The sequence below is a fragment of the Ruegeria sp. CDSA033 genome (genome assembly GCF_059612305.1).
Genome location: NZ_JBXWQI010000030.1, coordinates 1 through 20,130 on the forward strand (window position 1 = coordinate 1; position 20,130 = coordinate 20,130).

15 protein-coding genes and 2 pseudogenes are annotated in these 20,130 nt (G+C 53.4%); 11 read left to right on the forward strand and 6 right to left on the reverse strand.

Translation table 11 applies throughout. The features are described 5' to 3' along the window. Window positions 1-75: 75 nt before the first annotated feature. Both AC2FLA_RS20990 and AC2FLA_RS20995 read left to right on the forward strand, forming a co-directional pair. Window positions 76-399: pseudogene (locus tag AC2FLA_RS20990) on the forward strand (Tn3 family transposase); the annotation flags it as partial. A gap of 200 nt (window positions 400-599) precedes the next feature. Beyond that, a complete protein-coding gene (locus AC2FLA_RS20995) occupies window positions 600-1,796 on the forward strand; it encodes a hypothetical protein (RefSeq protein ID WP_496724997.1) in 1,197 nt (398 codons plus the stop codon). A gap of 543 nt (window positions 1,797-2,339) precedes the next feature. On the opposite strand, the gene AC2FLA_RS21000 is transcribed toward AC2FLA_RS20995, so the two are convergent. Next, window positions 2,340-5,003 carry a calcium-binding protein gene (locus AC2FLA_RS21000; RefSeq protein ID WP_496724999.1) on the reverse strand — a complete coding sequence of 888 codons (2,664 nt, stop codon included), beginning with the start codon at window positions 5,001-5,003 and terminating at the stop codon, window positions 2,340-2,342. A gap of 809 nt (window positions 5,004-5,812) precedes the next feature. Between AC2FLA_RS21000 and AC2FLA_RS21005 the strand changes: the two genes are divergently transcribed. Continuing rightward, on the forward strand, window positions 5,813-6,697 hold the full coding sequence (locus tag AC2FLA_RS21005; RefSeq protein ID WP_496725001.1) for a hypothetical protein: 885 nt from the start codon (window positions 5,813-5,815) through the stop codon (window positions 6,695-6,697). A 127-nt stretch (window positions 6,698-6,824) separates the two neighbouring features. On the opposite strand, the gene AC2FLA_RS21010 is transcribed toward AC2FLA_RS21005, so the two are convergent. After that, a protein-coding gene (locus AC2FLA_RS21010) for an IS6 family transposase (protein ID WP_496725003.1) occupies window positions 6,825-7,507 on the reverse strand; the annotation gives its coding sequence in 2 pieces (ribosomal slippage) (window positions 6,825-7,408 and window positions 7,408-7,507; 684 coding nt in all). A gap of 448 nt (window positions 7,508-7,955) precedes the next feature. Here AC2FLA_RS21010 and AC2FLA_RS21015 point away from each other — a divergent pair. Together AC2FLA_RS21015 and AC2FLA_RS21020 are read left to right on the forward strand one after the other, a co-directional pair. Beyond that, window positions 7,956-9,476, forward strand: a complete 1,521-nt coding sequence (locus tag AC2FLA_RS21015; RefSeq protein ID WP_496725005.1) for a Fic family protein — start codon at window positions 7,956-7,958, stop codon at window positions 9,474-9,476. 67 nt (window positions 9,477-9,543) lie between these two features. Continuing rightward, a pseudogene (locus AC2FLA_RS21020) lies at window positions 9,544-9,753 on the forward strand (DDE-type integrase/transposase/recombinase); the annotation flags it as partial. Window positions 9,754-9,767: 14 nt separating this feature from the next. Here the strand turns inward: AC2FLA_RS21020 and AC2FLA_RS21025 are convergent. Further along, window positions 9,768-10,058 (reverse strand): transposase, encoded by a 291-nt coding sequence (locus AC2FLA_RS21025; protein ID WP_496725007.1) that lies wholly within the window; start codon window positions 10,056-10,058, stop codon window positions 9,768-9,770. A gap of 154 nt (window positions 10,059-10,212) precedes the next feature. Here AC2FLA_RS21025 and phnC point away from each other — a divergent pair, with 154 nt between their 5' ends. From phnC to phnE (AC2FLA_RS21045), 4 genes are all read left to right on the forward strand, one after another. Beyond that, entirely contained in the window at window positions 10,213-11,034 is an 822-nt protein-coding gene (gene phnC, locus AC2FLA_RS21030) for a phosphonate ABC transporter ATP-binding protein (RefSeq protein ID WP_496699749.1), read from the forward strand. A gap of 65 nt (window positions 11,035-11,099) precedes the next feature. Then, window positions 11,100-12,002 (forward strand): phosphonate ABC transporter substrate-binding protein, encoded by a 903-nt coding sequence (phnD, locus tag AC2FLA_RS21035; RefSeq protein ID WP_496725009.1) that lies wholly within the window; start codon window positions 11,100-11,102, stop codon window positions 12,000-12,002. Between the two features lie 67 nt (window positions 12,003-12,069). Continuing rightward, entirely contained in the window at window positions 12,070-12,951 is an 882-nt protein-coding gene (phnE, locus tag AC2FLA_RS21040) for a phosphonate ABC transporter, permease protein PhnE (RefSeq protein ID WP_496725011.1), read from the forward strand. After that, complete coding sequence (gene phnE / locus AC2FLA_RS21045) at window positions 12,948-14,315, forward strand: phosphonate ABC transporter, permease protein PhnE (protein WP_496725013.1); 1,368 nt, start codon at window positions 12,948-12,950, stop codon at window positions 14,313-14,315. The genes phnE (AC2FLA_RS21040) and phnE (AC2FLA_RS21045) overlap by 4 nt, the downstream gene beginning before the upstream one ends. Window positions 14,316-14,759: 444 nt before the next feature. Here phnE (AC2FLA_RS21045) and AC2FLA_RS21050 read toward each other — a convergent pair whose 3' ends face one another. The 3 genes from AC2FLA_RS21050 to lhpI are packed head-to-tail and all read right to left on the reverse strand — an operon-like array spanning window position 14,760 to window position 17,935. Further along, the gene (locus AC2FLA_RS21050) at window positions 14,760-15,785 is read right to left on the reverse strand and encodes a succinylglutamate desuccinylase/aspartoacylase family protein (RefSeq protein ID WP_496725015.1); all 1,026 of its coding nucleotides are present in this window, start codon (window positions 15,783-15,785) and stop codon (window positions 14,760-14,762) included. A 17-nt stretch (window positions 15,786-15,802) separates the two neighbouring features. Continuing rightward, window positions 15,803-16,987 carry an aminotransferase-like domain-containing protein gene (locus AC2FLA_RS21055; protein WP_496725017.1) on the reverse strand — a complete coding sequence of 395 codons (1,185 nt, stop codon included), beginning with the start codon at window positions 16,985-16,987 and terminating at the stop codon, window positions 15,803-15,805. 18 nt (window positions 16,988-17,005) lie between these two features. Beyond that, a complete protein-coding gene (lhpI, locus tag AC2FLA_RS21060; protein WP_496725019.1) occupies window positions 17,006-17,935 on the reverse strand; it encodes a bifunctional Delta(1)-pyrroline-2-carboxylate/Delta(1)-piperideine-2-carboxylate reductase in 930 nt (309 codons plus the stop codon). Window positions 17,936-18,021: 86 nt separating this feature from the next. Here lhpI and AC2FLA_RS21065 point away from each other — a divergent pair, with 86 nt between their 5' ends. After that, window positions 18,022-19,185: a M24 family metallopeptidase gene (locus AC2FLA_RS21065; RefSeq protein WP_496725021.1), complete on the forward strand. Its 1,164-nt coding sequence runs from the start codon at window positions 18,022-18,024 to the stop codon at window positions 19,183-19,185. A gap of 65 nt (window positions 19,186-19,250) precedes the next feature. Further along, on the forward strand, window positions 19,251-20,108 hold the full coding sequence (ehuB, locus tag AC2FLA_RS21070; RefSeq protein WP_496725023.1) for an ectoine/hydroxyectoine ABC transporter substrate-binding protein EhuB: 858 nt from the start codon (window positions 19,251-19,253) through the stop codon (window positions 20,106-20,108). The last annotated feature ends 22 nt before the right edge of the window (window positions 20,109-20,130 follow it).

A 20,130-nucleotide genomic window follows, 5' to 3' on the forward strand; every position in this document is an offset into this window, starting at 1 on the left:
TCGCCGAACTAGCCGGTTAACACCGATGCGATCGCTGAATTAGCTCGCCATGCTCAAAAGTTTGCAACAGAGCCGTTCATCATCGAATGGCTGCTCGATACAGACATGCCGCGCCGTGCCCAAATCGGCTTGAACAAGGGTGAAGCGCATCATGCCCTCAAAAACGCTCTGCGCATTGGCAGGCAAGGAGAAATCCGCGACCGCACGACCGAAGGGCAGCATTTCCGGATCGCAGGGCTGAACCTGCTCACCGCCATCATCATCTACTGGAATACGAAACAGCTTGGCATCGCGGTCGCGCAACGGAAAAAAGCCGGATTGGAAACACCCGTCTATCTCCATGCGCACATCTCGCCCCTTGGTTGGGCACATATCATCCTCACAGGCGAATACAGGTGGCGTAATAAGATGAAGGCAGTGAACCAAGAGTCCGGGATGCATGGACATCGGAAGGTTGCTCCTACAAGTAAGAATCAGGTGTTGCCAACCTAATATCTACACGTTTAAGCTGATTTTTGCGGCAGGGATCACCATTCCTTAGCGTTGATCATGCACTCGATCCAGCCCGCCATTTTACCAACCTCTAAAGGCATTATTCTTTGACAATACACATCACGAGAAATTCTAGAATTGGTGTTACTGTTGGCGCAATTCTGGTAGCAATTTCCCATATCTTTCCGGTCGCACCAGTGAGCGCTGAAAACTTACCGCTGGACATCGCACGAGCGGAAACTGAACAACGGGTTCTTACCGGATCGTATGGGAGTCCTTTGTGTTTTCTGCCGCAGCAGATTGTCCGCGATTCCGAGGTCCATTTCGTCTCATACGATGCAGGAAATTTACGCGACCTGCCTATCGATATAGGTTACTACGACCGTGTGAAAACCGACCGTTACGCTGACGCCAAAGTCTTTGTTAAAGATATGGGGAAACCGATTGTCCTGGTTCTAGGTGCCAATCAATCAGCCGTCTGGGATATCGTTGCCGACCAAAACGCTAACATAGCGGGCATACATATCACCTCGCGCGGTGATGCTTTGATAACAGGGGCGGATGAGCAAATCCCTGTCACACGCAAAACACCGGATGACAGGCGGCTAGGTTTATCGGGCGACTGTCAGTCTGCTGAAAAAGACGAGTTCACAACAGCGGATGATGAGGTTTTCCAAAACGCTCAAAAGACACTTTCGTCTTTTGGGCAAGGGCTTGATTTTGGTTCAGGCATAGCAGCCGAGTCTGCCTTGCAACAATATGCAGGCAAAAGCGTCGGTTCTATCCACTTTGTGAAGGCTCAAGACATCAGAGTTTCACCGGCAATTCGCACTGCATTTGTAGAAAGAAAAAGAACTGGAAAAGCTGCGATGGCGGCGTTTGATCCCCATTGGTTCAGCAAACCCATTTCCGATCCGACTCCCATTGAGATTCCACTGGAAATTGAGAATGCAAATGAAGGGTTAGACTGGCTGATAGAGCAAGGGCATGCGGCGCGGAGTTCCACTAGGTTGGGCGAGAAAATATGCAATGATGGGCGCAATTTTGCTTTGTCTTGGGGCGTAGATTTGCCTTCGTCTGTGGATTGCCAATGGACCCGGAGTCACTTTGCCGATGAGACGCCACACCAGGAGATTGTTATTCTTCGCAATATCGTCGCCGGGAACCTGACCCACCGAAGGTTACGAAACTATACGGTTTTTGCTGCGCTAGGTACATCTTTGCGATTTCGTGATCCTCTCATGAGGTTGCGTGTAGTTGACCTGTCTCAAAATCAGTTCCTTCCGCACAAGTGGTGGTGGTGAAACGACAATTGAGTGGCATAAATTTTCAGACTCGGATCAATGCCGCCGATGACAATAAGCGGTCCTGGGCAAGTATAGCGGTGTTCGACAGCATTGCGGTGCCTTCTTCCAAGATCAAGCGTCGCGCGGCGAAGGATTGGTACTCGACCTATTTGGAAAATTCCTTAAAGCCCTTTTCTGCACTCAACCTGAATCGACCCCAGATACGAAACCGGTCGACGCTGGTCTAATTAGGATGTCTGCGTTTCCCGCTGTAGTTACCGATACGGTCGCTATCCCTGGCGTCGTCAAGCGATGGCGTCTGGCAGCGCTAAACAGGATCGGCACCACATTCACGACCCCGAGCCCAATCAAGACAAACCCAAGCGAGGCTAACACCGGCTTTGCTGACGGCAGAATCTCCGAGATCCCGATAATCGCGATTGATCCGCCAACTGGCAGGACAAGACCCCTTCCTCATCGCTCTACAATTCAGTCGCCAGTCGGGCGGACCAGAGCCATTGCGATTGAAGACCGAATGTCTCACGAGGGCTGCTTGTAAACTTACAGTAAGTCGTTCGGGTCAGTGATGCCACTGACAAACAGTAGTGTTACGCTGTCACCGGAAGAAAACTCGACGGTTGTGTCCAGTTCCCCGTCGCCATTGATGTCCGCCTCAGAAAGATTATCAATGGTTAGGCCACCGCTTAGTACCAGGGAGTCCGACAGAAGTTCAAAATCGCTGATAGTGTCATTGCCATCCCCAGGATTGAAGTGAAACTCGTCAGCGTCAATACCACCAGCCATTTCATCATCGCCAGTTCCGCCAATTAGGATGTCAGTTCCCGTACCTCCTTCCAAACTGTCTTGCTCAGATCCACCATCCAATATGTCGTTTCCGAGGCCACCAAATAGAAAGTCATCTCCTCCACGTCCAAGCAACTCGTCGTTACCAGCAAATCCACTGAACACATTAGCTCGTGAATCTCCTGCAACAAAATCTGACGCGCCGCGGAACAAGTCTACAGACTCTATGCTACGAGCTACGCTGGTTTCTCCCGCTCCGTTGGTGAACCAAAAGAACCCAGTTAAGTCAGATTCCAATCTAGCTGCAGTGTCTGGGTGAAGGGCGGCAAACCCTCCAAAAGTATCATCAACAAACTGCGTAACTTCTTCAGGTGTTAGTGTGTTTTCCATATCGATGCTAACTGGGAGTGGACCAGTAACATCGAGAGTGTCGAAGCCATCTCCGCCATCAATCAGGTCCGATGTGCCAAACACTGGGTCACCAGGTGATATGTCAGGATTTCCATCTGCAAATACCTGATCCCCTGCTCCCCCAAGAAATATGTCACTGTTCTGAGAACCGGCGACATTCTCTATACTTATTAGGGTGTCTCGGTCACCGTGTGTGTCGACAACAACATCGGCGTTCCCCGCTTCGGTTGTTGAAAAAATTACTTCGAAACCGCGAAAGGCTTGGTCCAACAATCCGTAGGAAACACCGTCGAAGCCAGCGCCTCCCGTGACTACATCGTCTCCACCAAAGGGCTCAAATATCGCTCCACCGGTATCGGAAGCATAGAATTCGTCATCGCCAAGCGTGCCAAAAATAAACTCTGTATTCGTGATCGTGTCCAAATAGTCGACGCCCCCGAAACGGTGTGCCACCGTCCCATTAACACCATCAACGAGAACTACAACTATCGGGGATTCGGAGTTCGTATAGTCTACCGTGTCAAAACCCTCACCGGCGTCGATGTTGTCATTTCCCGCATCCGCAAGAATGTAGTCGCCGCCGTCATCGCCCAAAATAGTATCGTTACCGCCAAAACTGAAAAAGGAATCTGAGCCGGTAGTACCAGTTAAGGTCTCATCATCCTCAGTGCCTTCAATTGGTCCCGCCGGTGGCAATTGATAATCAAACAGTGAGACATCCGCAAAAACAACAAGTGAAATATTTGAAAATGTATCGACACCGTCGCGCCCCGCCACCGAGTCAGTGATCCGGTATGTGCTTCCTGCAACATTCTCAATCAAGTATTCGGTGCTATTTCCCGATAGAACTATTGTATCGTAGCCAAGACCGCCAATTATTATGTCGTTTCCTTCACCTCCAACTAATGTATCATCTCCTTCTCCACCGTTCAGTGTGTCATTACCGGCGCCACCTCTCACGAAATCGTTTCCTTTAAGCGCGTTGACTTCATCGTTGCCCGCTCCGCTTTCGATCAAGTTGTCTGAATCAGAACCTGTAATAAAGTCACCCCCGTCTCCAGCGATCACGTTTTCTATTCCGATAAGAGCATCCAGATCGACATCTTCCCCTTCGGCAAATCCGGTCGGTGTGTTTGGAGCCAACGATGGCGCTGGCGCAGGTGGATTCGACAGCAACTCGCCGATCGTGGCGAATGTGGCTGAAAAGGCCGATGTTTGCGCGCTGCGGTCGATTTCTCGAAGATCAACTATGACCCCATTTGCGGCAGATGTGTATCTAATGGTGTCGTTACCAGCGCCGCCGATATAGATATCATCTCCCGCACCTTGACCCGCGACGATGGTATCATCCCCGCTACCTGCGTCTACATAGTCGTCGCCGTCGCCTGGATAGATCGTGTCATTTCCGGCTCCGCTACGGATTACGTCATCGCCGACATCGCCAGTAATGTCGTCGTTTCCGGAACCAGTTGTGACAACACCCCCAACAGGGCTGGTAATTGTGACTGTCTCATCTCCGGTCGACCCGGAAAGGTCAATTTCTTCCTTCAGAGGATCAAACAATTGCCCATCTATATAGAGTTCGGCGACCTCGAACTTTGAAACTGACAGTTTCAAAGTTTCGAATTGGAAGGCTTTCCGACCAGTGGCTGTCTTGAGAAACTCAAAATACGCTGTGATCTCTGCCCGAACATCAGGATCGGACCACTCCTCGCTCGTCAGTTCGAGTTTGAGTGTGTCCTTCCCTTTTCCGCCGTTGTAAGTATCCCAAAGCCATTTTCTTCCAGAATTCTCTGCTAAATTGAAAATGGCTATATCGTCGCCTGATCCGGTTTTGATGAAATCTGCACCGGCTCCGCCATTTACGATGTCGTTGCCACGACCGGTCCACACGAAGTCTGACCCATCACCTGCGTGAACCTCGTCGTCGCCTCGACCTGAAAAGATGAGATCTGACCAAGGTGTGCCGAAAATTTTATCGTCGCCGCCACGTTTAAAAATTAATGCCATTTTTGGATCCCCCCGTTCAAAAAATTGGCAGTTATTATTGGTCTTGCTGCGAGTAATTAGCAGCGAAATATTTGTAAGGTATCACAAAAGAGCCTGAATTTGTACGCAATTGTGTATATAGCGGCTACATAACGTGATGTTAGCGTAAACAAATTGACAGGTGAGGATGTCATGGAATTTGGCGCTTCCCGGTACGGCGGCGACAAACATGTCAATATTTCTAGGGCATTGCCAAGTCTGCATCCAGGCGATCACGCATTGGAAATATTCAGACCGCATGGTGAAACACACTTGGAAAGGATCTCACAGAAGGCGGAAATTCCAAGTTTGCTGGTCTTTGCTTTCTTTAACACAGACTCATGAGACTACAGCTACTAGTTGGGAAAGTTGTTTGCGAGTCTGGTCCTTGGGGTCTTTCTTTGAAGAAGGCTCTAGGGCTCATCCCTTGACTTTGCAATTCGGCTTTTTGCGCGAAGCTGCCCTTAGTCGAGCCGAATATTGCGACCGCAGCGAAGGTCTGCTGTGTGGCCCATACCTCCCAAAGTTCTGCGGTGAGGCGAATGTCAGCTTTCACGCTGTAGCCCTGCGACGAATTCGCATCCTGACGCAGGTTCGATGGGACAGACTCTCTTCAAAAATCGCCTGAAATCTGTCCCAAAACCCCTGAGGAAGGGCACAGAAAGTCTAGTGTTGTATTAAGTCAAACCCAAAACTACTTTGAGGCGATTGAAGTTGGCGGCAGCAGGCAATTGAGACCGAGATTCTTTATATATGGCGCGGCGCTTCTTTGCGCGGTTCTAGCCATTCTCATGCGTTTTGGACAAGAGATGTCTTTTTCAAACGCTTCTACTTGTGGCGAAACATCGGTAGCACCGGAAAGTCGCATTTTTGCCTGCCCTAATAGAGCTAATACTGATGGGGGCGAGTTGGCAGCAAACGTGGTTTCCGTTGCTGGGACAAATATTGATACGGCTAACGGCGTTGTTTCAAATCATGTTGTTGCTGATGAAGCCCTCGATTTTGGCCCAGGCATCAATCGCAAAGAAATGCGGGAAATGATGTTGAATGGGGAATTGTCTGAGTTCTGGCAGGCTATCGATCAAAAAGCTCCAGAAGATATGGACAATATTATTGATCGCCTCTTTGGGAACAAACACCGCCTACCAGATAATCAGAACACCCGTAACTCACTCAATCAACAAATACAGGACTATAGATTACGGCTATCGAAGTACGGAAATTCGCTGACAGATGAGCAACGGATCGAGATATTTAGCATTCGCAACCATTACCTCCGCTCTTTCGACGATCCAATTGCTTGCGCAATTGCTGCTCGCCAAGGTGCTCATAAGCTTGGCGTCGAACAACTGTCTAAGGTCTATGACGAGTTAGACCAAGTGGCATCGACGATGATAACTTATCTGCTTGATGCTCGTTCGGTTAGCAAAGAACCAGCGGAGGTTCTCTCTTCGCCATCTGATGATGACTATGATTTGCTATTAGAGCAAGTGGAAAACAATGGAATCACAGAGCTAGAATTACAGCCGTTATACCTCGATACGTGGGGAGATCCCGCGTATTGTGGTGTTTATTTGGGCTACTATGACAATGTATCCGAATTACCCGGCTCAGCCGGGAGGGCGATCAGATTTGTTGAAATCTCGAACCTTCTGAGTTCAAAATTAACTCCATAATACAAATGAGATTTAATTGTAGTCAGGATTCAAACTCTTCACTCAATTGATTCTTAAACAGCGTGATCTGAAGGGTTTTGTCGCAAACTTTTTAGATGGCAGAGCATCCGTGGAATTGGTGAGCAGTTTAACCTGCCAGTTGGGCAAACTGCTGAAACGGACGGAGTCCGGATGTGAATTGACCTTTGCGGATCATGTTGACCAGTTCTATGCCTGCCAGGACAGACGCGGCTGAAGCGAAAGATTTGAATCCCAGCATCGGTCTGATCCTTCGTTTGATGAAACGGTGATCCTGTTCAATGATGTTATTGAGGTATTTCCGCCTGACCATTTCGATCGGGATCGGGCAACCAAAGCTCTTGAGCATCTTGTTTATGGCCTTGATGCTGGCAGTGTTGGCCCCGCTTTTGTCGATAACGATCTTATGCGGCAAACCGTTCACCTCAAGCGCGCGGGCGAAGAACTTCGTCGCAGCGGCTTTATTCCGGCGCTCGGACAGCATGAAATCAAGCGTTTTTCCGAACTTGTCGATGGCGCGATACAGGTAAACCCACTCACCCTTCACTTTCACATATGTCTCATCCATGCGCCATGAACGGTCGGTGGGACGCTTTCTATACCGCGCGGCATCAGCCATGAGACCGGCATATCGACTTACCCAGCGGTTCAGCGTCGCGTGATCCAGATCAACGCCACGTTCTGCCATGATTTTTCCAGATCCCGGTATGACACCCCGTAGCGCAGGTAGAAGAAAACCGCGTGCAAGATCACGTCTTTCGGAAAATGTGCGCCCTTAAATGAGATCGTCACAGCCTGCTCCTGTCATGTTCTAGTGCGCGCTACCAGAGCTACGCTCGACCTGACAGGTGGGGACAAAGTTTGCGACAGAACCATCTGATCTACCCAAAGAACCCAATAACGGCACAGAAACGTGTTATCGATTGGATGGTTGCCGAGGTGCAATTCCACTCATACCATGAAAACTGATGACAGGAGAGCCTGGGTCCAATGCCGTGCTCATTGTCCCGATGTGATCCCCCCCAAATCTAAACGATAAATTCTGATTATCGTTACCGGCTTTGGGTAAGTTTCCAATATCCAAAAACTAGTTTTGGTCTTCCTTGTGGTTATATTGAATGCGCTAATCATCACCTCTACCTAAAGCTTGAGCATCAAGAAAACCTAATACTTGATCGACACATAAACCTGTGTGATGTACAGCGCTAAAACCTAATATCTGATCCACTCCGAGGACATCATGGCAAGTGCAGCCGAAAAACTCGCAAGTTCACTGGAAACGTTGAAGACTCTACAATCGAAGGGTGCGGTCGCGATCAGGTCCAAGGATATCTCTCGTACTCACCGCGAACGTCTGATGAAGTCAGGCTTTCTGAAGGAAGTCATGAAAGGATGGTACGTCCCTTCCAGACCCGAGGAAACCGCTGGTGAAAGTACGGCGTGGTACACATCCTTTTGGGATTTCTGCGCCCAATATTTGAGCGATCGCTTCGGAGACGACTGGTCCCTTTCACCCGAACAGAGCCTGATATTGCACGCGGGTGACACGACGGTACCAGCACAACTCTTGGTGCGTGCGCCAAAAGCTGGCAACTCAAAAACGGACCTCCCGCACAACACATCGCTCTTTGAAACCAAAGCGGCGATCGCTCAAGGACAAGATGCGGTGATCAGGGACGGGCTCCGACTGTTTGGAGCAGAAGACGCTTTGATCTTGGTGCCTGAGGCATTCTTTCAAAACCATCCAACTGAAGCGCGCACGGTTCTGGCGATCATTCCCGACGCATCACAGCTTCTCGGCAAATTGCTGGACGGCGGTCACACGCGTGCCGCAGGAAGATTGGCGGGAGCCTTTCGCAGCATCGGCTCTGAAAAAATCGCGGATGAAGTTCTATCTGCCATGAGAGCCGCGTCCCACGACGTGCGAGAGGTCAACCCGTTTGAGCAATCCATCGCGGTACCCAACGCCGGGCGAGTAACATCCCCACATGTCCATCGAATTCGACTGAAATGGGCGACTATGCGAGAAGACGCGATTGAGCTATTTCCGGGGGACAAGCCCATCGCGAACGACATCGAGGCTTATCTCCAACAGATGGATGACATCTACGTCACGGACGCCTACCACTCTTTGTCGATTGAAGGGTATAGGGTTTCACCCGAACTCATCGAAAAGGTCAGATCAGGAACCTGGAACCCGGAAGACGACGCCGAAGACCGAGCGCTGAAGGACGCTCTAGCTGCGCGCGGTTATTGGGAAGCATTCCAACGCGTAAAGGAAAGCGTTCGGGCGGTTCTGCAAGGGACTGACGCAGGCGAAGTTGCTGAAAGAGATTTGAGCGATTGGTATCGCAGTCTTTTTGCGCCTTCCGTTACTGCCGGTATCTTGAAGGCCTCACAACTTGCCGGCTACAGATCATCTCCCGTCTACATTCGCCAATCTCAACATGTACCAATGAGCGTTGAAGCGGTGCGCGACTGTATGCCCGTGTTCTTTGATCTATTAAAGGCAGAGCAAGATCCGGCGGTGCGGATCGTGCTGGGACATTTCTTTTTCGTGTTCATCCATCCATTCATGGACGGTAACGGTCGCATCGCGCGCTTCTTGATGAACGTCATGATGGCGGCGACCGGTCAGCCATGGACGGTAATCCGCGTCGAAGAAAGGAACGAATATATGCGCGCATTGGAAGCAGCCAGCGTGCAAGGCAACATTATACCCTTTGCGACGTTTCTGGCTAAGACACGAGCGACAAAATGACAGCCAAAAACAAAACCAAAGAAGCCGGACGATATACCCAATCAAAAGCTTTGGTTGTCCGATCCCGATTGAAATTGTCAGGCGAAAATACCTCAATAATATCATTGAACAGGATCACCGTTTCATCAAACGAAGGATCAAACCCATGCTGGGGTTTAAGTCTTACGCGTCAGCCGCATCTGTCCTGGCGGGAATAGAGTTGGTCAACATGATCCGCAAAGGTCAGTTCACGCCCGAACTCCGTCCGTTTCAGCAGTTCGCCCAACTGGCAGGATAATCAGTTCATCAGCTTCACGTATGCTGCCTCCTAAAAAGTTTGCGACAGAACCACACAGTGGCCCTCTCTAAAATGTCCCTCTCCTCCCGGAGTATGCTGTTCTCTTTCCGCAGCTCCGCGATCTCGCGTTCGAGATCGGACTGGACGGGCGGTTTCTCAGGGTTGCGCCGGTCTTGCTGTACCCAGCGGCTCGGCGTCGAGAAGCCGACGCCAAGGTCAGCAGCAACCTGCCTGCGGCTCGGGCCGCTGGTCAGCGCGATACGAACCGCTTCTGCGCGAAATTCCGGGGTTGGTTTCTGTGCCATGAAGTTTCTCCTTTGTGGCAAAATACCAAGCCAAAGGAGTGGAACAATTCCGTGACAGGACCAGTTAAGCCCCGTTACAAAACTTTCACTGTGCCGACACAAAGCCGTTGAATCCCGCCTGTAGCTGGTCGCCAACACGAATTGGGGGTGGCACGTGCTGCGGATAGAAAAACTGACCAAGCGCTTTGGCGACAACGTGGCCGTTGATGCAGCGACGCTGGATGTAGACAAGCCATGCATGATTGGCATCATCGGGCGGTCCGGCGCGGGCAAGTCGACGTTGTTGCGGATGATCAATCGTCTGACGGATGCAAGCGACGGCGAGATCCTGTTTCAAGGTCGTGATATCACCAAGCTGAAAGGCCGTGATAAACGCGCATGGCAGGCTGATTGCGCGATGATCTTTCAGCAGTTCAATCTGGTGCCGCGCATGGATGTGGTGTCGAACGTGCTGCATGGCACGTTGAACCGCCACTCGACACTGGCGACCATGTTTAACCTGTTCCCGATGGAAGATATCCACCGTGCGATTGATATTCTGGATCGCCTCGGCATCGCCGCGCACGCGCCCAAACGCGCCGAAGCGCTGTCGGGTGGTCAGCAACAGCGCGTCGCCATCGCGCGCGCCCTGATGCAGGACCCTAAGATCATTCTGGCGGACGAACCCATCGCCTCGCTGGACCCGATGAACGCGCAGGTGGTGATGCAGGCGCTGCGCCGCATCCATGAAGAAGACGGCCGCACCGTCATCGCCAACCTGCATACGCTGGATACCGCCCGCCGCTATTGTGACCGGGTCGTCGGTATGCGCGACGGACGTATCGTTTTCGACGGGTTGCCCGAGCAACTGACAACTGGCGTGGCCCGCGAAATTTACGGCGCCGACGCCAGCTTCTCGGAAGAGGCAACTTCGACCCAGATTGAAACACTCGACGCGACCTCAAAAGCGTTGATGGAAGCCGAGGCGACCATCTAGGCCCAATTCACCCCTTTCATCGACCGGCCGATGAAAGGCCGGCATATCAAACCGGAGAGAGACAGATGAAAAAACTGATTGCCGCCCTGGTGGCCACAACTGCGATAGCCGCGCCAGCCATGGCGCAAGATATTTCCGAATTCCGCATTGGTATTCTGGGCGGAGAAAACGCACAGGACCGTCTGAGCAAGCAGGAATGCCTGCGCGAGCAGACCCAGGAATTGCTGGGTGTTGAAACCAAACTGTTTGCACCGGCGGACTATAACGGCGTCATTCAAGGGCTGCTTGGCGGCACTATCGACATGGCTTGGCTGGGTGCATCAGGGTACGCCAAAACCTACCTGAGCGATCCTGAGGCGGTCGAGCCTGTTCTGGTCAAAGTCAACACGGATGGTAGCTATGGCTACTATTCGATCGGATTTGCCCGCAAGGATAGAGGCATTGCCTCGTTGGAAGACATGAAGGATAAGACCTTTGGCTTCGGCGACCCCAATTCGACCTCGGGCTTCCTTATCCCGTCGATCGAAATTCCGCAGGCAACCGGTGCAACCATGACCTCGGGTGATTATTTTGGTGAAGTCAAATTCACCGGTGGTCATGAGCAGACCATTGTGGCCGTAAACAACGGTGATGTCGACGGTGGCGTGACATGGGCCGACGGCCTTGGGGACTGGGAAGACGGTTATCAGTCCGGCGCGCTGCGCCGTGCCGTGGATGCCGGCCTGGTCGACATGAACGATCTGGTCGAGATTTGGAAATCCGCTCCGATCCCTGAAGGCCCGTTTGTTCTGCGCACCGAACTGCCCGAGGATGTCAAAATCAAGATGACCGGTATGCTGGCCTCGATGAATTCGATTGATCCGGACTGCATGTACAACGTTCTGGGCGGTGAATCCAAAGGCCTTATGCCGATCACCCACGACGCCTACGAAATCATTATCGAAGCGCGCAAGCTGAAGTCCAACTAAGTCCGTAAGCACAATGATCGGGGTCCGGCGCACAACCGGACCCCGTTTTTCCACTCAGGAGCATTCCATGACAGACCTGACCGTAGGGTCCCCCAGCGTCGACCAGATCCGGGCCGACTATTCCGAGATGACGCGACGCAAGCGGGTCTATGGTGGTATCCTTCTGATCGTATTCGTGGCCATGATGGCAGCGGGTTTCCGCACTGCCGACGACCGTAATGCCGGCAGCTTTGTCGACGGCTGGCACCGTATCCTCGACTACCCGACCGAGGTTCTGTCGGAAGCATGGGAAAAGATCGGCGCGATGCCGGAGAACCTTGTGAAGTTTTTCCCGGCTCTGGTCGAGACACTCAATATCGCTGCGGCTTCGACGTTGATAGGGGCCATCGCCGGGACGTTTCTGGCGCTGATGTCCACGCGTGGCATGGCATTGTGGCCCTCGCTTATCCCGCTGTTTCGTCGCATCGCTGATATCTTTCGCGCGGTGCCTGAAATCGTTATCGCTTTGGTTTTGATCTTTGTGTTGGGCGGTGGTCCGGTGCCCGCAATGATTGCCATTGCCATTCATACGGCGGGTGCGCTTGGCAAGCTGTTCTCGGAAGTGAACGAAAATGCCTCGCTGAAGCCGGTCGAAGGGCTGCATTCGGTCGGTGCAAACTGGTCTCAGCGGATGTATCTGGGCGTGATCCCGCAGGTTGGACCGAACTATGTCAGCTATGCGCTGCTGCGGTTCGAGATCAACATTCGCGCCTCGGCCATTCTTGGTTTTGTTGGCGCCGGCGGCTTGGGTTACGAGCTGCGCAACGCGATGTCCTGGGGGCAGGGGCGTTATGACGAAGCTGCTGCTATTTTCCTTCTGCTGTTCGTCACGATTGTTGTTGTCGATCAGATGTCGGGTCTGTTGTGTGAGCGTCTGACCCACGGTTCCGAGAAAGGAGCACGGGCATGAGCACTTTTGCCACCGACCTGACCGTCGATGAGTTGAAAGCCGAAGCTGACCGTCTGTTCAACCGCAAACGGCTGACCAACTTTGGATTGCCCGCGCTTGTTTTTGTCTATCTGATTTACGTGTTCTTTGCTTTCGACGTGTCTGGAATGGCCCAGCGTGCGAACTGGGAGAACGGCAAAACGCTGATTGCAGACAGCTACAGCTACAAAACGCATGTTTCGCGTGACAATCGCACCGGTGAGGTTTCCACCGCCATCGAAGGTGAACGCAAGGGTCGCTACCCCGACGGTGAGGCTCCGGGCTGGGTGAGTTTAGGCGAAACTACGGTCATTGATCTGGAAGACGGCCACATCGTCCGCTTTGGTCCCGAGACGGTGGAATACGATATCCCCGGCTATGGCACCGTACGCGCGACACCGACCCGTTCTGCTGGTGTTCAGGCTGAACTGCCCGCAGGCGAGGTGCCGGATTGGATCAACGTTTCAAAAAACCGCATGGCGATTACAACGGATGCGGGGCGCCTGACCGTGACCCGCAACAGGTCTGAGGTCTTCCGCTATTTCAATGGGTGGGAGCTGTTCTGGTTCACGCTTGATAGCCCTTACTATGGTAAGTCGTTCCCTGAATTGGCCGGTCTTGCTGCGCAAGGCGAGGCCGGAGCTATCTTTAACGATTTCTGGACCAACAAGATGTGGCGGCATCAGGATGTTGCCTGGGCCATTTTTGAAACCATCCTGATGGCATTTCTCGGCACGTTAGGCGCGGGTATGATTGCATTGCCATTGGCGTTTCTCGCCACGCGAAATTTCAACCCGATCAAATCCGTCCGGTTTCTGACGCGGCGTGTGTTTGACTTTGTGCGCGGCGTAGACGCGCTGATCTGGACGGTTGTTCTGGCCCGCGCTTTTGGACCCGGCCCGCTGACGGGAGCACTGGCCATTCTGGTGACCGATACCGGCACGTTCGGCAAGATCTTCTCGGAAGCGCTGGAAAACGTCGACGAAAAGCAGATCGAAGGTGTGCAATCCACCGGGGCGAATGCACCGCAACGCTATCGCTATGGTGTGATCCCACAGGTGACGCCGGTGCTACTAAGTCAGTTGCTCTACTTTCTTGAATCCAACACCCGCAGCGCCACGGTGATCGGTGCGATCACCGGCGGTGGCATCGGCCTGTTGCTGACGCAAGCAATCATCACCCAGAAGGATTGGGAGGAGGTCGCCTATTACATCGTTCTGATCATTCTGATGGTGATGCTGATGGACTGGTTCTCGGGCTGGCTGCGCCGCCGGCTTATCCAGGGTGAGACAGGCAAGATACGCAAAGCCAGGGACACAAAACGTAAACCTCTCCTGCTGCCCTGATCAGAGAGATGGAACGGACGATGGCATGGCGGTTCTGATGGAATGGACATCCCCTGACCTCTCATCTGGTGGGTTTTGGAGATGGAAATGCTCAGTTCGCTTCCGGCGACGACAAAGGCGTAATCAGGTTTGTCGGGCTGGTGACAGCAGGCATCAACAGCCACGTTCACACCGTTGGAAAATTGCAGCGGCTCACCGTCCAGCGATACGGTTTGCCATTCGTAAACCGTGCGCATACTCAGCTTGTTGGCGATGCGTAGCGGCTCGATAGCGGCGCTGAAGCTCAGCATCGCAGCGCCGGGCAGCAAAAGAAAAACAAAACTATTGGAAACGCAATCTGCTTCGTTAGTCAGAGCGGTGTCAAAAGCGCGCAGCGATGCTGCGCGCCTCCTAAGGCATGGCATTCGAGGGGAGAGGGGCCGTGCCTTTGGTTTGTCGAAGGTGTTATCCTTTATAATCGCTGAGTGTGAAAAACAGCGTATCGCCGATCTCACATAGCGCCGGTGTGCGCTTGCAGAAAACAACACCCCCTTTGTTGAAATGCAGCTCTTCGGGCTTTTCCCATGGTTCTTTAAGGTTCCAGATGTAACCGGCAAATTGACCGTCTTCGACAACATCGCCCAGATTTACGCGAGGTTCGAACATGCCGTCCTTACGTGCGAAAATGTAGTGGTCGCCGGTCTGCATCGCCTTCAGGGCGACCTTGTGTTCGGGTTCAGGCAAAACCTCTTCGGTTTGCAGGACACCCAGTTCACGCAAGCAGCGCTTCATGCCGTTCCAAGCGAAATCGCGGATCCATGGGCGGATCTTGCCCGCCCCACCCAATTCAGTCGACAGATAGATCTTGTCCAGCGGCAGGATCTCTCCCGATAGGGTAGTCTCGTGCACCCGGTCACCAACAATACCTAGCGGCGCGCCAAACAACTCAAGGAATTTCATCTGCATCGCATCCTTGGCCGGATCGTTCATCAGGCGGATTTTCACGGAAGGATGGTGGTCGATGGACTTACCAGCCGAATGCAAGTCAAAGAACGCGTCACCACGGGGCACGATATGGTTGGTGATGTACCAGGCGATCATCTCGGTGGGCGAGCCGTACTGGTTGCCGGGGAACATCCGATTCAGGTTGGCCTCACCGGTCCAATCCAGCGGCGAGGTGCGGCGGCCAGAGTAGAATGCAGGTGCATTGGCAGCTGGCAGAAAGATGATCTGACCTTTGATATCGCCGGGCTCCAGCTCCTGATAGAGTCCGTTCGTGACTGACACACCTTCGTATTCGTCACCGTGGTTGGCACCGATAACAACAGCGACCGGTCCGTCACCGTTCTTAATCGACATAATCGGCATTGGCAGCCAACCATAGGCGGACCTATCCGAACTGAACTGAATACGAACATATCCGTGGTGCTTACCTTCGGCGTCCAGATCGATCTCGCAGGACGGGGCGAGGCTTACTTTGGGGCAGGGCATTGGGATGATCCTTCTTATTATGCCGCTTGTGCTTTGGATTGGAGTTTGCGCCAGGCGACGCCAAGCTTGGCGATGCCTTCCTTGATCTGGTCCACAGTGATGAAGCTGTAGGCCATGCGAATAAAGTTGCCTGGATCCTCGATTGGAAAGCTGAGGCGGCCCGAAGATACCTCTACGCCCTCCGCGATTCCCAACTCGACCAACTGTTCCGCGTCGGTGCCTTCAGGCAGTTCCGCCCACAAGAAGTAACCACCCTGCGGGGCACGGACTTTGGCCTCTGGAATGTGCTCGGCAAAGGCTTCGATCATAGCGTCGCGGTGAATGCGCATCTGATGAATCATCTCGTCGATATGATGCGCCATTTTATTCGACTGCATAAGCTGAACAACGATCCGCTGGGCAAACGCGTTCGAACCGCCGTCGGCCTTTTGCAGCGCCATGCGGCGGATCACGCCTGCATCACCAATGGCCCAGCCCACGCGCAGCCCGGGGGCCAGGATTTTGGAAACAGTACCCAGGCTGATGACATGCCCGGTCGTGTCCATGGTTTTGATCGAAGGGATCACTTCACCTTCAAACCGGATGCGACGATAGGGATCGTCCTCGCAAATTACGAAATTGAAGCGTTGTGCCAGTTCCAGCATCTTCTTGCGTCGAGCTAATGATGTCGTGACGCCGGTCGGGTTGTGGAAATCCGGTACGTCGAACAGCAGTTTGGGCATCTGTTCGGCGTTGTTTTCCATATTTTGCAGTTTCTGTTCCAACTTATCGGCACAGAACCCCTCTTCGTCCTGATCGATGTCGATAAAGCGGACATTGTGTGTGCGCATGATATGCACGGCGGTCATATAGGTCGGGCGGGTCACGATCACCGCGTCTCCGGCCTCGCAGAAGGTGCGCAGGGCCAGATCGAAAGCACTTTTGGATCCATAGGTGACCAGCACGTTTTCGCGGCTGGCTTGAATTCCATCTTCGGCTACGAAATTACATATCTCGTCGCGCAGGTCGTCCAGCCCCATCAACGGTGCATATTGCATGGCCTCTTCGCGCAGCGGGCCAACCGCTTCGGTCGCTTCGCGTACGACGTCGGGCAGGCAGGGTGGGTAAGCCGCGCCGGAGTTGAGTGCGATCGTACCCGGGGCATGATCGAAAACCGATTTACCAAGGATGGCGGAGCGGCGTGCGAATCTGAACTCTGTCATTTTCTTTCCAGTCAGGTTTTAGGATGCAGCAGTCATGCGAGCGGCCACGAAATCTTCGATGGCGGCTCCTACGGATTTGAAAATAGTAATTTGCAAATCGGACGTGCGTGGTTGAGCCTCGCCGCGACAAAGCTCGGCCATGTCTCCGACGATGTCTTCACGGGTTATAGCGCCTTCGGCCAGTGGTTGGGTGATATCGCCCGCCTCAGCCATCGCGCCGTCATAAGTGTCAACAATGATACCGCGCGCAGCACGTTTCAGGGCGTCACTATCGGCCTCGCGCATGTCGGTGGTGAAGCCGCCGACCAGGTCCAGATGCACGCCCTCTTTCAACAGCGCGCCCTTGATCAGCGGGTTATGGGCGATCGTAGCGGTGGCGATCACATCTGCCGCGGGGATAGCTGTATCTAGATCGGATGTTGCCGTTACGCTGTCATCAAACTTTGCAGCCAGCGCTTCAGCCTGTTCTGGTCGGCGCGCCCAAATCTGGATTGATTCATAGCCACGCACAGCACGGTGGGCGGAAATCAGGTTCTCCGCAATTGTACCGGCGCCGACGATCAGCAAGTTTCTTGCGTCTTTGCGAGCCATTAGATCCGCGGCAAGCGCCGAGGTTGCTGCCGTCCGGCGCGCTGTCAGCTCACCACCTTCCATGGCCGCTTCGGCTTGACCGGTCACGGCATCAAATACCATTACTGAAGCATTTACCGCCGGCAGGTTTCGGCTCGAGTTTCCGGGCGCGATAATCAGGATCTTAACTGCCAGCTTACCGCCTTCTTCCCAGGCGGGCATGGCCAGAAACGAGGCGTCGGGCTCACCGGGGACCGGGATGGTGTGCGCGGTACGCAACGGCTGCGACACGCCCTTTGCGAATGATTTTCGCAATTGCGAAATCAGTTCGTCCCACGGAAGGGCATCTTTTACCTGCGCATCCGAAAAAACTCTCATCCCGCGACTCCTTAAAGAAATGTCTTGCTTCAAATAATATATTATCTAGTATTATTCCAACGTCAACTCAGAATTACAGGGCTCTTATGGCACCCCAATACGCAGACTTCTCACGCGAGGAATTCGAACAGCGCTTTGCAAAAACGCGCGCGCTGATGGTTGAAAAGAACCTTGATGCGATGCTGATCACCGAGCGGTTGAACTATCAGTACTACTCTGGTCACCGGTCCGAGCAGTGCGCAGTCGACAAGATTCGTTCGTACATGGTCATCATCCCCAAGGACGGCGATCCGACGCTGATCACCATGCCGTTCGAGGTTGCGCAGGTCGAGCAGACCTCGTTCATCACAGATATTCGCACCACCGGCGGTCTAATGGGTCACCCCGAGTTCATCATCGGTGTGTTGAATGACCTGGGCCTGTCCAAGGCTAAGATCGGCTGTGAACTCGGCCGTGAACAGTATCTGGGTATTTCCTACCTGGGCCTTCAGGAAGTCATGAAAGGCTTGCCAGAAGCCGAGTTTGTCGATGCCGCCGACGTCATCCTAAAAGTGCGCAATGTAAAATCACCTCAGGAAATTGAATATCTACGACGAGCTTCGATCATTTCAGCTGAAGCACAGAAAAAGACCTTTACACAGGTGCGCGCTGGGATGACCGAAAACGAAGTCGCCCAGATTCTGCGGGAAAACCTGATTGAAAACGGGGCGGAAAAGATTTCGCTGCTGTGCGTGCTGTCGGGTGCCAACGAAAAGGGTATCGTGCTGTTGCCGACCGACCGTGTAATCCAGAAGGGTGAAACACTAGGCTTTGACGTAGGTGTCAGTTATCGCGGCTACTGGTCGGATTTGGCGCGGACCGCATCGGTCGGCATGCCCTCGGAGGAATTATCCGAGTTCTATACCTGGGCCATGAAGCTGCGCCACGATTGCAACATGCAGCTGACCGCGGGCAACACGCCTGCTGACGTTATCCGCGTGGTAGACAAATATCTGGATGAGCGTGGTCTGAAGACAATGGGTGTTGGCCGCGTCGGCCATGGCGTCGGCATTGAGACCACCGAATACCCGTCGCTGGCCGCGTTCGAGGATATCACTTTTGAAGTGGGCAACGTCTTTGCCTGTAACCCGAACTTTTCGAACCATCTCGGCTTTATCAACGCCGAAGACAACTGGGCCGTAACCGAAGGTGAACCGGACCTGCTGTCTGCCCCCGTGGCCGATTGGGAAATTCCGGTCATCGAAGCCTGATCAAGCAGAGGCGCCGTACATCGGGTGCGGTGCCTCATCCGTAACCAACAAAATGGGAGGAAACAATGGGTTCCACTTTTTCACGCCGAACTGCGTTAAGCGCTCTTGCGGGCCTGGCTGTGGCATCGATGTCAATGTCGGCAGGTGCGGAAACCGTGGCCGAGCGTGGTGCCGGGGACGGGTTACGCGTTGCCTACTATAACTTTGCACCCTTTGGATATGTTGACGAAAGTGGCGAAGTCGTCGGTGAGCAAGTCGAAATTCTGCGCCATGTTTTGGGTGAGATGGGTCTGAAGGTCCAGTCCGAGACTGCCACGGAGTGGGGCAACCTGATCCCCGGCCTCAAGGCTGACCGGTTCGACATCGTCGCAGCGGCCATGTTTGTCACGCCCAAGCGCTGCGGCGAAGTTGCCTTTTCAGAGCCGACATTCGGTATTCGGAACACCATCATTGTACCCGAGGGCAACCCCGATGGTTTGGGCAGCTCGTATGAGAGCATCGCCGAATCCGGCAAGACGCTGGCAGCGATTGCCGGTACCGCGCAAGTCGACTGGGCCAAGAGCGTTGGTGTCGAAGATGCCAACATCATGCAGGTGCCTGACAACCCGACCGGACTGGCTGCTGTTCGTGCAGGCCGCGCCGCCGCGTTCACCATTGACGCACCCGGGGCACGGATTGCCGTGGACAGCGACGGTGGTGAAGGTTTTGAAATGCTCGAACCCTTTGCCGAAGTCGGCGGAAAGCCCGCCAGCCCCCATGGTGCTTATGCTTTCCGCCCGGACGAGGCCGAATTCGTGAAGAAATTCAACGAAACTCTAACCGCGTTCATCGGCACGCCAGAGCATATCGCCATCATGGAGGCGCACGGCCTGCAGAAAAGCGAACTGCCTGCGCGCAGCACCGCAGATCTGTGTGAAGGCTAAGGTTGCTAGGCTGGCCGGGGCG